This is a genomic window from Cohaesibacter gelatinilyticus, assembly GCF_900215605.1.
Classification (GTDB): Bacteria; Pseudomonadota; Alphaproteobacteria; order Rhizobiales; family Cohaesibacteraceae; genus Cohaesibacter; species Cohaesibacter gelatinilyticus.
The window spans coordinates 120,668-137,131 of record NZ_OBEL01000004.1 but is presented as its reverse complement, the minus strand read 5'-3'; the positions used below and the strand labels follow the sequence as shown (position 1 = coordinate 137,131).

The 16,464-nt window shown below is 50.9% G+C and carries 9 protein-coding genes; 1 reads left to right on the top strand and 8 read right to left on the bottom strand.

The features are described 5' to 3' along the window. Positions 1-165 precede the first annotated feature (165 nt). Together CRO57_RS16585 and CRO57_RS16580 are read right to left on the bottom strand one after the other, a co-directional pair. Complete coding sequence (locus CRO57_RS16585; protein WP_097154605.1) at positions 166-4,167, bottom strand: translocation/assembly module TamB domain-containing protein; 4,002 nt, start codon at positions 4,165-4,167, stop codon at positions 166-168. 328 nt (positions 4,168-4,495) lie between these two features. After that, a complete protein-coding gene (locus CRO57_RS16580) occupies positions 4,496-6,424 on the bottom strand; it encodes an autotransporter assembly complex protein TamA (protein WP_170956149.1) in 1,929 nt (642 codons plus the stop codon). A 526-nt stretch (positions 6,425-6,950) separates the two neighbouring features. Between CRO57_RS16580 and CRO57_RS16575 the strand changes: the two genes are divergently transcribed. Continuing rightward, positions 6,951-9,371 (top strand): methyl-accepting chemotaxis protein, encoded by a 2,421-nt coding sequence (locus tag CRO57_RS16575; protein WP_170956148.1) that lies wholly within the window; start codon positions 6,951-6,953, stop codon positions 9,369-9,371. Here the strand turns inward: CRO57_RS16575 and CRO57_RS16570 are convergent, their stop codons facing one another. From CRO57_RS16570 to CRO57_RS16545, 6 genes are all read right to left on the bottom strand, one after another. Next, positions 9,372-10,523 carry a Gfo/Idh/MocA family protein gene (locus CRO57_RS16570; protein ID WP_097154602.1) on the bottom strand — a complete coding sequence of 384 codons (1,152 nt, stop codon included), beginning with the start codon at positions 10,521-10,523 and terminating at the stop codon, positions 9,372-9,374. It lies immediately after the preceding gene. Positions 10,524-10,555: 32 nt separating this feature from the next. Next, the gene (locus CRO57_RS16565; protein WP_097154601.1) at positions 10,556-11,611 is read right to left on the bottom strand and encodes a sugar phosphate isomerase/epimerase family protein; all 1,056 of its coding nucleotides are present in this window, start codon (positions 11,609-11,611) and stop codon (positions 10,556-10,558) included. A gap of 145 nt (positions 11,612-11,756) precedes the next feature. After that, positions 11,757-12,887: a substrate-binding domain-containing protein gene (locus tag CRO57_RS16560; protein WP_097154600.1), complete on the bottom strand. Its 1,131-nt coding sequence runs from the start codon at positions 12,885-12,887 to the stop codon at positions 11,757-11,759. Positions 12,888-12,927: 40 nt separating this feature from the next. After that, a complete protein-coding gene (locus tag CRO57_RS16555) occupies positions 12,928-13,926 on the bottom strand; it encodes an ABC transporter permease (protein WP_097154599.1) in 999 nt (332 codons plus the stop codon). Next, positions 13,923-14,888 (bottom strand): ABC transporter permease, encoded by a 966-nt coding sequence (locus tag CRO57_RS16550; protein WP_097154598.1) that lies wholly within the window; start codon positions 14,886-14,888, stop codon positions 13,923-13,925. The genes CRO57_RS16555 and CRO57_RS16550 overlap by 4 nt, the downstream gene beginning before the upstream one ends. Further along, on the bottom strand, positions 14,885-16,459 hold the full coding sequence (locus CRO57_RS16545; protein ID WP_097154831.1) for a sugar ABC transporter ATP-binding protein: 1,575 nt from the start codon (positions 16,457-16,459) through the stop codon (positions 14,885-14,887). The genes CRO57_RS16550 and CRO57_RS16545 overlap by 4 nt, the downstream gene beginning before the upstream one ends. Between the last annotated feature and the right edge of the window lie 5 nt (positions 16,460-16,464).

The following is a 16,464-nucleotide window of genomic DNA, read 5'->3' as shown; positions in this document are numbered from 1 at the left end:
TTTTGGAGAAAAGCCGAGAAACGCTATCCAATGCAGGATGTTCGGCTTGATCTCTTCCATTTTGCTTTTAAAAACAAAGATGCCAGCCAGAGCCGACAAAGCAGCCCTATCATAATTCCTGAGTTTTTTGTACATCTTTTGGTCATACAGTGTTGACAACCAACTTCAATAGTCTTTTTCGAAGAAAATCCCAGCCTTGGTTCTCCCATCCTGACCCGCTTCACCACGCGCCTTCCAGCTATCGGTAATACCAAGATCAATGGTCACCTTACCATCTTGCGCACTGCTACCCTTTTCAACATTCACATAGGTCCGATCATTCAGATAACGTCCGACACCTACCTTTGTTCCACCGCCATTTTCGTCCGACTTCACATCGATGTTGTCAATACCTGCCAAATTGCGAAGCCTATCAAGAACACCGGGACCGGAATTCACACCGCTCAAGGTGGCGACGGCATTGGCAAGTTGTGCGATTTGCACGGGTGACAGATTGGCCAATTCCTTGCCAAAGAACATCTTGGCAAGGATTTCATCCTGCGGCAGATCCGGCGAGGAGGAAAGAATGATTTCCGGCGCAGATGCATATCCCCCAACACCCACTGTATAGGTGGCAGAGCTATCAGACATGCTGGCGCTGAAATCAAGCGCCGGATCGAGTGTGCCGGAAAAGGCGACAGAACCGCGATCGAAGTCAAAGCGTTTGGTAAGAACATCCATACGTCCACGCAATAGCGATACGGACCCAACCGGATGTGGAGCAGAAGTGGTGCCACGAATTTGAATAGTGCCGCCCAATTCGGCATCAATGCCGCGTCCACGTAGATATATGCGACGGGGGGATGCAATGGTCAGATCCAATGTCATGGAAGGACCAGCACCCGATCCTTTGTTCGCATCGGATTTGGGCTGGAAATCCTCGGCTTGCTTGGCAATCCTGCCTTGGGCATTCTTGTGTTTTACCGAGACAGGTGAGACAGAACCGGGAAGGCTTTCCGGGATGGAAATATCCGTGCGGGACAGATTGACGATACCAGAAACTTTCGAACGGCCAGCCAGCTGACCTGACAGTGCCATATCTGCTCCAAAGCTCGTGGTCAGGATATCCTCGTGATTGAATGTACCATTCGAAATGCCAAGCTTGATATCAACCGGCAGTCCCTGTTCCGCATCAATTCCGATGGAGCCTTTGATGGAGAGCACACCATCCTTGCCGATATTACCGCGAATATTCTCCAGTGTCGCAGTTTGCCGCGCCAGACGAATTGTTCCACCAAGATTTCGAATAACAAGGCCTGAAGAAATCTCCGCAAAGCGTGCCCCTTTGGTGACAATGGAGCCCGAAATATCCGGCTTACCGGCAAGACCTGTGATGCGTGCATCCAAATTTGCGCTACCACTCAATTGCAATCCGGATTCAGCTAGCGTCTTGGCTGCCAATGTGAATGGAAGCCTGCCTTTGGCCGCCAAATTGAGCCTTGGGCCATCAAGATTGACATCACCAGAAACATTGAGATCTAGTCCACCGCCGCTGGTACGGCTTTGCAAAGAGAGTTTTTCGCCTCTCAAGGTGCCGTTGGCTTCGATGCCCAAGGCGGGCAAACCCTGCTGACGGGTAGCAAGGACAGATAGAGAATTGATCCTTGTACTCCAGGCTATATTCGGAGCACTTGATGGACCAGTAATACGAGCAGATGCATCCAACCTGCCTTGTACCGCTTGCCCGGTTGGCGCCAACTTGTTGGCAATGGAAAGTGGCAGATTGGAGACACTCACATCGAGTGCCAATTGCTCACCGACACTACCGGAGATTCCTACTCTCCCACCATCGATGGAGGTGATGAAGTCGGTCAGGATAGTTTGACCATTTTGCAACCGGACCGTTGTCGACTGAACCAACGAGGCCGCAACCCCGCGCCAGTTTGCAGCAAATTGCGCAAGCTCGATATTGGTCGCTGTCGGAGTTTGTCGCACGGTGCCGGACGCCCGCAATGGCTTGCCCGACATGTGCCCGCTCAGTTGGAATGGTAACACGCCCTCCTGACCATTGACACGAAAAGCCAAATTCTTGACACTTTCACCTCCAGCAATCAACTGACCGACCGTTAGATTGGCCGTGACATTGGCCCGGTTGGCGGGATCCGTTACATCAGCATCCAGCGAAAGGTTGGTTATGCGATTAAGGCCCATTGTCAATCGATCGGAACGCACCTTCAACTTGATGGTCTGCGCCTGATTGCTCTCTGCCAATTGCAAATTACCGGTCAGTGAGCCCGACAGATCGGGCTGTAATAGCAAAGGCCCCAATCTGCCAAGGTCGGCAAAATTCAACACCAAATCCCCTGTCGCCAATCCATTATCTTTTATCAGGATGGCTCCCTTGATTTCACTCCCAGGTGCAAGAATGGAGATATTCTCGAGCCTACGACTGCCACTTTCATCACGAGATGCATCCAGTTGAATATTCAACGGAGCCTCGCCATAATTTGCAGATAAGCGAACACGCGCATTTTGCTCGGCATCAGCCTCTACCACGCCGCGCAAATCCTCAAGAGGGATCCGGGCAACACTCAATGCCCTGCCAGCCAAGTCCAGCGATAGAGTTGGTTTTGCAGGTGTTCCTTCGAACTTGAGCGTAGTGAGTAAATCACCCGATAAAGCCGGATCAATAAGCTCCAGCTTTGACAAAAGAACCTTGCCATCAAGAGCGAGTTGTTGCGGGCCGATATTACCTGCAAGATTGACACCCAGAGTTTTCGCGGCAAGTTCGACACTTTCCAAAGTCATCGCACCGCCACCAGTCAATTCCAGATTGGATGTCAAACTCGGTGTGGAGCCAAGCATGGCATTCAGCGCTGGAGAACCGGTCTCGACATTGCTGGTCTGAACAACAACATTTAGCGGACCGGTTCCAGCAGATAAATTCAAACCACTGGACTGAACATCAATGCGAACAGGGCCCAGCGAGCGAGTTTGCTGTTGTAGCGAAGCAATATCCAGCCGGCTGGAAAGCACCGCATGATCGAGCTTTCCGCTCAGTTGGCTTGTCAGGTAAATTCTACCTGCGCTAACGGCTGGTTGCCCTGCTTCATCCAGAGCAAGTGCAATCTCTGTTCCTTCTTCTCCCAATATGAAAAGCGAAGTAAGATCAACAACATTACGCGCCTGATCAATGCTACCACGTATCCTCAATTGGCTAAGAGCGGATGAGAATTCCGCCAATTTCACATCAATAACACCAGAGTTGTTTCGAGCGATATCGAGCCGAAGTTCGCTTTTACCCGCCACCAGCGGCAGAACAGAGGACGGTACCAATGGCGCCAATTGTCCATCCAACGAGGCACGGATGCGTTGAGCTTGATCAGCGAGCGCCAGCCTCGTCTCACCTTCAACCGCAACATTGCCATCCAACTGCAGGGCCAGAGTTCCGACCCAATCAGAAGGAAGCCCGTCACCCTCAATAGACAAATCAAGGGATGGGAGGTCTGCAATATCCAGCAACCGCGCTGCAAGTCCCCCACGCGGCTCGCTAATTTGAAAAGAGAGATGCCGAACGTCTTTATCCGGCCGAATATTCCAATTTCCCTTGATTGTACCCGCCGCACCATCTCGACGTAGAACTTCAAACCCTCCCTTGATCATCATTGGTGCATCATCAAGTGCGAGATTGGCTTTCAAAGCCAGCTCAGCCCGGATGCCTAGAATGTCTCTACCGAGAGAAATTTGCTCTATGCTGATATCTTTTATAGAGGCGCGAAGAAGTGGAATTTCAGGAACTAGTGGTCCCGGTTCACTGGGATCAGTTTCTTGCGAGGGAAGAGGTTTTCGCAGAATATTCAACTGCTGCAATTTGATCTGTTCGGAACTAATCTGCGCAGAAAACAAATCCCCAAACGCATAATCAACGTTCAAATCCTTTGCTTCCAGCCAGATGCCCTCCGCATCCGCCAGTGTCAGGCGTTGGAGTACAATCTCACCAAGAGCACCATCAAATCCACTTAGCTCAATTTTGAAATGATCACTGGAGGCAAGGGAATTGACCAGCTTGGACGTCACATCGCGCCCAAAGGATGTACCCAGCAGCAAAACAAGACACAAAACGAGCATCAGAATGGTTGCGAAAACCGCTATCAGTGTGCGGGTCAGCCAGATGCCGGGTCTTGTCATGCTTTTTCTCGGTCTTGCCGGAGCTTAGTGTCCCGGCCATATGCATCAGGAGCAAATCAAGGTATAGGACGTAGACTCATAAATGAGCTGGATTTGGCGCCAAAATGGTCTGATATGGCTAGAAAAAGAGGGAAGGATGGGCTTGTTGCCCATTCAAGCTCTTTGCCGGCGTCAGATCTTGACCATTTTGTCGTCCAAAGGATAGAGCGATTTTTTCCGATCACCACGTCGCAAGGATTTGAAAATGCAACACATTGTCTGCATCCTTCCTCCTTGTGATCGGAAAAACTTGCCTCTACCAAATGCAACGCATTTATGAGTCTACGTCCTAAAATGCCTGACCTAATCCCAAATAAACACCATATTGTGGCTCTCCTTTGATTTTCTTCAAAGGAATGGCAACATCGGCGCGCAATGGCCCAATCGGCGTCAAATAGCGCACGCCAGCACCGACACCGGTGAACCATTGTCCGTTTTTGCCTGGCTTTGTGCCATCAAAAGCACCACCAGTATCAACAAACGCAGCAAGGCCAATGGTATCAGTCATCTTTACCCTTGCTTCCAGCGATGCCGTGGTAAAGGAACGTCCACCAGAGGGCTTGCCATCTGTCCCTCTTGGGCCTGCCGCCTGATGAGCATAGCCACGGATGGAATTACCACCCCCTGCGAAAAACAATCGATCTTTTGGAATATCGGCCCTGGAAGCCCCCAATATAGTGCCTGCCTCGACACGCCCCGCAATCACAAAGCGTTTGGCATCGTCCAATGCCTGATAAGCAGATAGTGACACACTCGATTTGACAAATTTCGCCTTGTTGCGATTGGAAATGGTTGGTTCTGTTTTCAGAAGCAGGTGAATACCTTCGCTTGGATCCAGAACATTATCTCGACTATCGTAGGAAAGTTCCAGTGGCGTGGAAACAAGCAGGCTATTTGAGATACCAGAGCTTTCCTTGAGACGGGAATATTCAACCTTAACACCTGCCCGACCAGAAATCTGCTCGGAAAACTGATGGCTGACACCCATTTCTCCAGAAATGGCGCGCTTCTCAAATGCATCGGAATTGTTGATGTCTGCGGCAATCTTGGCATCAAACACACTGGATGGCCCAAAAGCACCGGGCTTTGCAAACAACAAAGCCAAATGATAATCGAGCTTGTCGATGGAATTCTGCCCGATCTTTGAAACTGATCCTTCAAAACGCAAGCTTTCGGCCCTACCAAACAGATTGCGTGTTGTCCAGAAGCCCTCCATTCCAACACCGTCCAGATTACCTGCGGTAATACCTGCACCAATTGTACGATGCTTGCGCTCCTTGACCTCGATAATCATGGGCACACTGCCGTCGGCGTCCAAGGTTTCTGCCGGACGAATGATCACACTAGCAAAAACACCAAGAGTCCGTAACCGTTTGGTGGCTTTGGCAATCTGGTCTGGACTGTAAAGTTCACCCTGCGGAATATTGGCTTGCTGAGCAATGAAGGTGGCGTCAACTTCCTCAGCCCCCTCAACCGTCACCCGGCCAAACCGTGCTTGCTGTCCGGGATCCAGCATCAGAGACACATCCAGTTGATTGATTTTGTGATCTGCCTCCAACGTTCGTTTCTCAATACGTGCGAAGGGGTAACCGCGTGATTGATAATCCTTCACGATAGCCTCTTCCGCCTCAAGCACCAGAGAAGAGCGGGCCGCATCGCCTGCACGGATATCGTATGCATCCAGCGCAATAGGCGCGCCATCCATTGTCACTGCCTTTGGCTGCGAAAAGGAAAAGACCGGACCAGTATCCACATTTATGCTGATGGAAGCAGGACCAGAGGATTTCAAATCCGCATCCAGAGCAATTTCATCCAGATTGTGCCCATTTATCTTGATCTCGACCACACCGCCATAATGCGCCGCACCAAACAAAGCACCAACAAGACGCTTGCGATCGGCTCTCGCCCTGGTCAGCAAACCAACACTACCCGAAGGCGGGTTCTCTTGTTTGCCAAGCAATATCGAAGCTTCTTCAAGGTTTTTGCGCAAAGCTTCAACATCACCTTGACCTGAAACCGTCAGATTTGCCGTATAAGGAGTGGGATCTGGAACATCTTCACTTGGTTTGCTGGCCTCAATTTCTTTAATGCCCGATGCAGTAAAGGAGTAACCGAACAAATCCAATGCAGAAGCTGGTGTAACAATAGCAACACTACCAATCAGGAATGTACTTGCAAGAGAAGCAAATAGAAAATGCCGCCCGGCCAAAAACCGCACGCTTTTTCTCTTTTTCTCGAAGACTTGCATCCCGAACCACATACACAAATACTCAATCATGACCGGCGCAATGTCCAGCAATACACACTGAAACTTGGCACCAAAAGATCCGCTCTCGCACCCATTTTGAGACACAGACTCAGTAAACCCGGCGAGCAATCTTATTGGAACACATCGACATGGTAAAGGAAGTTTCTTTCCAAATTGATAGGAAAGCACTGATTTCACAATTGTGTCCGAATTTCCTATGACCGCGGCTATCGCATGACAATTCATTGCTGAGCGATCAGAATGTATGCAAGATTGAGTGTAAATTTGCACACTTGAGAATGTGCAGATATCAACCAACATTCAAATTTAATTTATAGATCAAATAGGCAAAATTCATTTTGAACAAATATAGTCAAAATAAAAATGACAAATAAACTCAGAATTCGAGCAGCTTTTATTTTAAGTAGTGATATTCAAAATGAATTTTTAACCTTGATATACTCTCATGATCGCAGGCTATCGGAAGGTGACTCTTATGCTTGCAAATATTTTCAACATCAGATTAAGCAAAAAAATTCCTGCAATAATCTTTGCCAGTGTCCTCCTCTCAACAATGTTGGTTGGTGTTCTGGCCTTCACATTCACCAGCGATATCGTTCATGGTCTGGTCAGCGACGATCTCGTCATTATGGCAGAAGAACGCAAGGAACGAGTTCAAGATCGCCTGAAAGAGATTGATCGCACGCTCTCTCTCACCGCAAACAGCCCGCAAACACGACAAGCACTGAGTTCATTCTCAAACGCCTGGAGAGAGATGGGCGATGGCGTTGAGAACCAATTGCAACAAGCTTATATTACGAAAAATCCGCATCCCACCGGGCAAAAAGACAAGCTGGATAAAGCATCCACCGGCTCCAGCTATGACGAGGTGCACGGCACCTATCATCCTTGGTATCGGGATCTTCTCGAACAAAATGGCTTCTACGATGTCTTCATAATCGATAGAGATGGCAATCTGGTTTATTCCGTTTTCAAAGAACTCGACTATGCAACCAACATGCAGAACGGTCGCTGGAAAACAACAGACTTGGCCAATGCTTATCGAAAAGCAATGAATGGCACACGCGGCTCCATCTCCTTTTTTGATTTCCGTCCATACGGCCCGAGCAACGACGCTCCAGCCAGCTTCATGTCCACTCCGATCCTGGATGACAAAGGCAAAGCAGCCGGCGCATTGGTTTTCCAATTGCCAAATGTTGCCGGGGAAATTCTCGAAGACCGGGCTGGATTGGGAGAGTTTGGTGAATTTGTTGTTATTGGTTCAGATCTGATCCTACGCAACAACTCTCCTTTCGCCGATGGCAAAAGCTTCCTGCAAACACGGATCGAAGCCCCCGTTATCAAAAATGCCATCAATGGCAAATCCGGCTTGGAAACCACCGATATCTATCGCGATCTGGACATGAAGTTTGCTGCCGTCCCTCTGCAATTTCATGGCATCAAATGGGTTGTAGCGGCGGTCGTTAGTGTTGATGAGTTCGAGGCACCGGTTTATGCGATGCGCAATGCCATTCTCATTACCGTTGTTGCTCTTGTTGCCATACTTGGCACTTTGGGTTTCTTTATTGCCCGCGGCATCACCCGCCCGATGGCAGAGTTACTGGACGACATGAAGATACTCGCCAAAGATGATCCAAATGTCAGCCTTGGTGGCATGGAAAGAACGGACGAGCTCGGTGACATGACACGCGCCTTGTCAATATTCCGCGACAATACAATCAAGCGTCAGGAACTCGAGGCCAAAGCCGTCGAAGAACGTCAGCGTGAGGAGCGACGTCAGCACCATATCAGCAATATTGTTGATAGTTTCCGTGGCACCATTTCCGGTGTGTTAGGCGATATGCGTGATGGCAATGAACGTATGGCGGATACCGCAGATACGCTGAATTCCACGGCACAGACAGCCAACCAGAAAGCCAATAATGCGTCCAACGCAACGCTAAGTGCCTCAAGCAACGTTCAGACAGTTGCCAGCGCGGCTGAGGAATTGTCCGGCTCTATTCGCGAAATTGCTCAACAGTCCGGACGCACTTATGAAGTTGTCGGAAAGTTACGCAATACTGCAGAAAAAGCAGAAAGCGACGTATCCGGGCTTGCCCAATCGGTCGATCAGGTGGGTACTGTGGTTGGCATGATCCGCGACATTGCCGAACAGACCAATCTTCTGGCTCTCAATGCCACCATTGAAGCTGCTCGTGCGGGAGAAGCTGGCAAGGGATTTGCCGTCGTTGCAGCAGAGGTAAAAGATCTCTCTACCCAAACGGCCAAGGCAACGGAAGAAATCGCCAACCAGATCAGTTCCATTCAGATGTCCACAAAGGATGCTGTATCAGCAATTGAAGGTATTGCCGGGGCGGTCACGGAGATCGATGACATGACCGCCAGTATCGCGGCTTCTGCCGACCAGCAGGATGCTGCCACACAAGAAATTTCAAAAAGCATTTCATTGGCATCCGATGGGAGTACCGAAGCATCAGAGAATGTTGAGGGCGTAGGCCAAGCCATTGATGAGACCAGCCAACAGGCAGAACATGTCCAGACAGTCTCGGACAATCTGTCGAAAATCGCTGAAAAGCTCTCCAAATCTGTAGAAGCCTTCCTGTCCGATGTGTCAAGGGATGTCGAAGAACGCCGAAAAGCCTTGCGCACAGCGACCAATGATCCGGTGACCTTACTGATTGATAATCGTGAATTTGATTGTGTCATGATCAATCGCACGGATACAGGCTTCTGCCTGACCAACATTCCCGACAATTTGCAAGATGATCAAATCGTCACCATGATCTTGGACGATGGCACTCAGGCCACTTTGAAAACAGTCTGGATCAAAAATGGCCAGGCAGGCTTTACTTCCGACCTGGGGCATAAGCAGATCGGCCTGCAACGAAGTGCATGATCAAAATGACGTAAAAGGCTCTTCAAGAATATTCAGATCCTGCCAGATTCCATTGTTCTGGCTGGATCTGATGGCTGCTTGAATGAAAATCAGCCCCTCCAGACCATCGCTCATACCGGGAACAACAGTATAGCCTTGTTCCCCATATAAGATTCTTGCAAAATCTTGATAGAGATTGGCAAATGCTTCCAGATAACCCTCCGGGTGGCCGGGGGGGACACGGATTGGCCACTCGAAATCAATTGGTGCTGGTCCGCCCCTACGTAGTTGTTGGCGAGGTTGGTCGAGCTCTGTGAACCAGAGAGAGTTGCAATCTTTTTGTGACCATTCCAAACCACCTTTATCGCCATAGATGCGGATGGAAAGATCATTCTCACACCCCGTAGCAACTTGGCTGGCCCAAAGCATACCCTTGGCCCCGCCCTCAAAGCGCAACATCATTTGCGCATTGTCATCAAGCTTTCTACCCGGGACGAAGTTATCCAACTCGGCACTGATCTGAGCAGGTATCAGATCGGTAACGAACCGCAGTAGATTATAGGCATGGGTGCCGATATCACCGATGGCACCACCTGCCCCGGAACGGGCAGGATCTGTTCGCCAATCAGCCTGTTTATTTGAAACATCCTCAGCCAACCAGTCTTGCAGATATTCCACTTGCACAAGGCGGATCTTACCAATCTTTCCCGCAGCGACCATCTCCCGCGCCAAGCGGATCATCGGATAGCCAGTGTAATTATGCGTCAGCAAAAAGCGGGCATTGTTGACTGGTTTGATTTGGGCAAGCGCTTGCGCTTCTTCCAATGTTGCCGTCAGAGGCTTGTCGCAAATGACATGAATACCAGCTTCAAGGAAAGCTTTCACAGGCGCAAAATGCATGTGATTGGGTGTAACGATCGCAACGACTTCAATCCCATCAGGCCGATTGGCTTCTTGCTCAGCCATCTCATTGAAATCGGTATAAATGCGATCAGGTTCGAACCCCAGTTCTTCACCAGAAGCACGAGCGCGATCAGGGTTTGATGACAAAGCACCAGCAACCAACTGATATTGCCCATCCATGCGAGATGCTATGCGATGAACCGCACCGATAAAGGCTCCTTGACCACCACCGACCATACCCAATCTGATTGGCTGATTAATCACGCTCATTTGTTAGTCTCTCCCCTTCCATTCTCACCCATTCAAAATCCCAGCAATTGACGGAGCATCGCTGGATCGGTTTCTCCACCTGCAAAATCGTCAAACGCCTTGTCGGTCACACGTATGATGTGATCGGCGATGAATGGCGCACCTTCGGCCGCTCCGTCCTCCGGGTGTTTGAGGCAACATTCCCATTCCAACACGGCCCAACCCTCATAGCCATGTGTGGCAAGGCGGGAGAAAATACCTTTGAAATCCACCTGTCCATCGCCAAGCGAGCGGAAACGCCCGGCCCGGTTCAGCCAAGGCTGATAGCCAGAATAGACACCCTGCCGTCCGTCAGGATTAAACTCTGCATCCTTAACGTGAAACGCCTTGATCCGATCGTGGTAGATATCAATGAAGGCGAGATAATCCATCTGCTGAAGCAGGAAATGCGATGGATCATAATTGATACAGCAACGTGGATGCCCACCCAGAGCTTCCAGAAACATCTCAAAGGTGGCGCCGTCAAAGACATCCTCACCGGGATGCAGCTCATAAGCCACATCAACACCATGATCCTCATAAACATCAAGGATCGGTGTCCACCGACGAGCGAGTTCTGAAAAGGCTTCTTCAATCAGCCCTTCAGGACGTTGTGGCCAAGGATAGAGAAAAGGAAAAGCCAGAGCACCGGTGAAGGAGGCACTGACATCGAGCCCGAAATTGCGTGAAGCCTTGGCAGTTTTGATCAAAGCATCTTCTGCCCATTCTCGCCGGGCTTGCGGATTTCCATGAACATGCGATGGAGCAAACGCATCAAATTGCGCATCATAGACCGGATGCACGGCAACCAATTGCCCGAGCAGGTGAGAGGCCAGCTCAGTAATCTCGACCCCATGCTCCGCGCATTGGCCTTTCAGTTCATCACAATAGCCCTTGCTGATCGCCGCCTTATCGAGGTCAATAAAGCGCGTATCCCAAGCCGGAACCTGCACCCCTTTATAGCCAAGCTTTCCCACCCATTTTGCAATGGAAGGCAAGGAGTTGAACGGTGCTTCGTCGGACGCAAATTGCGCCAGAAAGATTGCTGGTCCTTTGATGGTTCCCGGCATGGCGAAAGATCCTTGAAATCAATATCTTGAAACATATTGGTTCCGGACGGACCAAACATGATCCGCCCGGTTTGACCTCGACAACATGGGTGGTGGGGTTATGGCGTCGAAGTCAGGGCTTGGGTTTTAAAGCGAAATCCGGGGCTTATTTGCCACCCCAGCGCTTTGGATAATCCGGCATGCCTTCGCAGCCGCAGGCTGCATAATGCAGAGGTGGCATATCTGGATTGACAAAATCGGCCAGATTGTCTGCTGTGATAGCAGGTTGCGGCAAGTTCCATTCAGGTCCCGGAATGGCTTCGCCTTTCAGGATCTTCAGGGATGCGATGATTGGCGTGCGCCACTGGTAGGTTGGATAGGTCGGAGCGATGGTTTTCAGACCCAGTGCCTGCCACTTTTGCAAGAAATCCTGCTGATCTTCACCAGTGACAATCGGAACATCCATGCCCATATCTTCAAAGGCTTCGATTGCGGCAACAGAAGTCGCCCCCGCATCCATCCAGACCGCATCCAGTTTGCCTTCGCGTTGCAGATAGTCCTCGACGATGGATTTGGTCTTGGCACGATCACCATCGGTGAATTCGGCACCGACAATCTTCATGCCAGCTTCTTCCATGACGCGTTTGGCAGCGGAATAACGGGTCTCCAGAACATCCACGCCGGGCAGGATACGCAGCATCAGAACCGAGCCACCTTTTGGGGCATTCTGAGCGATATAGTCACCGGACTGGATACCGAAACCATAACCACCGACTGGCTTGATAAAGCTGACCGGGCAAGTGGTGTTCACACCACGGTCGAAGACTACGACCGGCACTTTCTCGCAGGCCTTTTCAACCGCCGGTGTCAAAGCAGCGGTCGTGTTGGGTGAGACGATCAAAACGTCACATTTACCGCCAGCCAACAGATCATCGATATCGGCAATCTGCTTGTCGTCGGACCCTTCTGCATCAGTCACGACGAAGTCCGCGATCTCATCCTTATGCAGATCGACCTCGGCCTGCATGGTGTTCCAACCAACCACGCGCCATGGATTGTTCACGCCTGCATTGGAAAAACAGATGGTGGCCTTGCCATCCTTCTTGTATTTGGCCGTATCAGCCGTGACATCGCCAAAATACTGCTCCCAAGGCTTATCAGCCGGACCATTGGCCTTGGCCGATAGCATGGCCTTTTGTTTGGCAAACTCCTTTGGATCATCATAATTTTGCGCCTGAGCGGCCCCTGCAATGAAGGACAGGCCTACCAGAGCTGTGGTGAGTTTTAGTAAATTCATATGTTCCTCCCTTGTGCCGTGTTCTTGTTACCGGTCGGCATCACCCGGCGGATTTACGTCTTCGATATGTTGCCAAAGCAACGGCGGAAATCAGGATCAATCCCTGCACCACATCGCGCAATGGTTTGGGAAATCCGAGCATATTGAGAAGTGTGAAAATGGCCTGTAGAACCAACGCCCCCGCAACAGTCGCGCCAACGGCACCGCGTCCGCCCAACAATTGCGCACCACCGATCACAGCGGCGGTGATCGCCTGAAGTTCTAACCCTGTGCCCACATCGGTCGAAACCCCCGCAAAACCGCCAAGCAGAATACCTGCAATCACAGCGGATAAGGATGAGAGCACGAAGGCGAGCATCCGCACAGGAACGGTCGGCACGCCAGCAAAAGCAGCTGCCTTCGGATTATCGCCAAGGCTATGCAGCATCTTGCCATAATTGGTGCGGTGCATGAGCCACCAGAGGAGCCCGCAGATCACCACCATTACGATGACTGAAACTGGCAGGATCTTGATCAGTGGCACATCCTTGATCAGCGTTCGGCCAAAGAAACGGAACGTATCGGGCAGATATCCACGCGGTGCACCACCTGACCATGTCAAGGCGATCCCACCCAATGTGATCATCATGCCCAGTGTGGCGATGATGGACGGTACCCGCAGATAGGCGACAACCAGAGCATTGATGACACCAACACACACACCGACACCCAGCATGACAGAGATCACCCACCATGTGGCATTGGGGTCTCCATTGAGCAGGATTGAGCTTCCAATCACCGTCAGAGTGACCAAGGCACCAGATGAGAGATCGAAGCCACCGGATGTAATCACAAACAATTGCCCTGCTGCCAGAATGGCGATGGGTGCCGCTCGTTTCAGGAAATTCATATAGCCGGTCGGAGCCAGAAAATGCGGGCTAATGATTGCAATGACAATGATCAGAGCCAGCAGCACCAGAAAGACCGGATTGATCTGCTTCAGACGATCCCACATGCGCGACAATCCTGATATTGGTTGGATTTCAGTTCTCTCACTCATGCCTCGATCCTCTTGCTTCTGGCGGCATAAAGCGCAACGGCAGCCACGATCACGACACCGCGCAATATCTGTTTGGCAAAGGCATCAACGCCTGAAAGATTGAAAATGGAATCGATGAGCGAGAAGATCATCACCCCCACCAGTGTGCCCCAGACACCCCCTCGCCCTCCGGCGAGAGCCGTACCGCCAATCACGACAACTGCAATGGATTCAAGATCATAGACTCCATCTCGGCCGATCCATGGTGCGCCAGAACGCAAGCGACTGGCGAGATAAAGCCCGGCCACAGAGGCACAAAGACTGCAAATGACATGAGCAAAGATGATTGTGCGCTTGGTCTTCACTCCAGCCAGACGCGCAGCATCTGCATTGCCACCGACCGAGTAGATATTGGAGCCAAAACGAGTGAAGCGAAGCACCAGCCATGCCGCCAGGGTGAGCAGCAGCAAGAAGGCCAGACTGACGGAGAGACCAGCAACCTCGCCATAGGCAAAAGCCTGAAACTCCTCAGGTACAGCCCCTGCAAAATTATTGAAAGAGGCTGAGAGCAGGCCTTGCAGAAGCAAAGCCATACCAAGGGTCGCAATCAGCGGATTGACCTCCAATTGTGTGATGATCAATCCATTTGCCACCCCAACCACAGTGCCGACCAAGAGGACGACCAAAACTGCCGGAATGATCATGCCAGGGTCCCCGGACATGATGAAGGAAGCCAGGACGGCAGAAACTGAAATCAGGTTGGCTACGCTTAAATCAATCGAAGCGATCAGGATGGCAAAGGTCTGACCAATGGCCGTTATACCGAGCGCAATGGAGCGTCCGAGCAAACCTTCCAGATTGCCCAGTGTCAGATATTGCGCTTGTCCGGTAGCCAGAGCGATAGCAATGTAGATTGCGAAAGCTGCCAGTAACAAGAATACCGGCACAAAACGGGACAAACGTTGGCTTTTTGATGCGATCATTGCAACGCTCCCTCACTAGAGGTGACTTCGGGAGATTGCCCTACAGTGCCAAGAGCTGGGGTGTTGAGCAGATCATCGTCGGTTGCAGCATGCATGACTTCCTGCTCGCTTGCATCGCGACCAAATTCGGCAACAATCCTGCCTGCATTCATCACCAAAATCCGATCGGAAACACCCAACACTTCCGGCAGATCAGACGAGATCACCATGATGGCTGCTCCCTCTCTCGCCAACTCTCGCATGCGGTGGTAGATGCCTGCTTTGGTATTGACATCAATACCGCGGGTTGGTTCGACAAAGATCAGAATTTTGGGTGCTAGCGCCAGCCAGCGAGCCACAATGGCCTTTTGCTGATTACCACCAGATAACGATTGGATTTCAACGCCATAATGGGCAGCGCGCAGATCCAGCGCATTGAAGGCCACTGTCATGTCTTTCACATCGCCATGAGCTGTTTGCTTCGGATACCCAAACATTGACGAGAAAGCCCGTGGCGAAATCATGCCGTTGTCCTCGACCGATTGCATCAAAGCGAGACCTTCAGATTTTCGATCTCCGGGCAGCATGACAAGACCTGATCGGATAGCATCGCGTGGGCTGGTAAAGCTCACTCGCTTTCCATTGATATGGACTGACCCTTCTGTAAACGGGGTTATCCCGAACAAGGCTTGCGCCAAAGCATTGCGCCCAGCGCCTTGCACCCCGGCAAATCCGGTGATCTCGCCTTCTCGCAAGCCAAGAGAAATTTGAGATAAGCTCGCATTTCCTCCCTCTTCAACGGAAAGAACCACTTCGCCGATTTCATGCGCTTTTGCAGGATCCGGATAGAAGTTTCCGATATCCCTGCCAACCATCGCATGGACGATTTTGTCAGCCTCGGGCACATGATCAAACCGGGCGGCAACACTACCGTCCTTGAGGACAGTCACACGATTGGCAAGCCGTTGAATCTCGCGCATACGATGAGTGATATAGACGATGGAACGTCCCTGCTCGCGAAGCGTCTCAACCAGTGCAAATAGAATTTCACATTCCTGCTCATTCAATGCCGCAGTTGGCTCATCCATGACAATCACGCGTGCATCCAATGAGATGGCTTTGGCAATCTCCACCATCTGCTGCTCAGCAACAGCCAACTCTCCTACCAATTTATCCGCATGGAGCTGGTGCTGATCACCAAACATGGTCAGGATTTCATTGGTTTCCTCACGCATACGCGCATGATCGATAATTCCCCAACGCACCGGCTCTCGGCCCAGAAAGATATTCTCGGCAATACTACGATCCGGCAGTAGAGAGAATTCCTGATAGATAACGCTGATGCCAGCTTCAATGGACTGCAGAGGATGGGTGAAACGCACCTCCTCCCCCAACAAATGAACCGAGCCTTCATCCGCCTGATAGACGCCGGACAAGGTCTTGATCAGCGTGGATTTGCCTGCACCATTCTCCCCGGCTAGTGCATGAACCTCTCCTGCTCTGCAATCAAAGCTCACATCATCCAGTGCCTTGATGCCGGGAAAGCTCTTGGTGATACCGCGCAACTCAAAAACCGAATGGCCTGTTTCCATCTCAC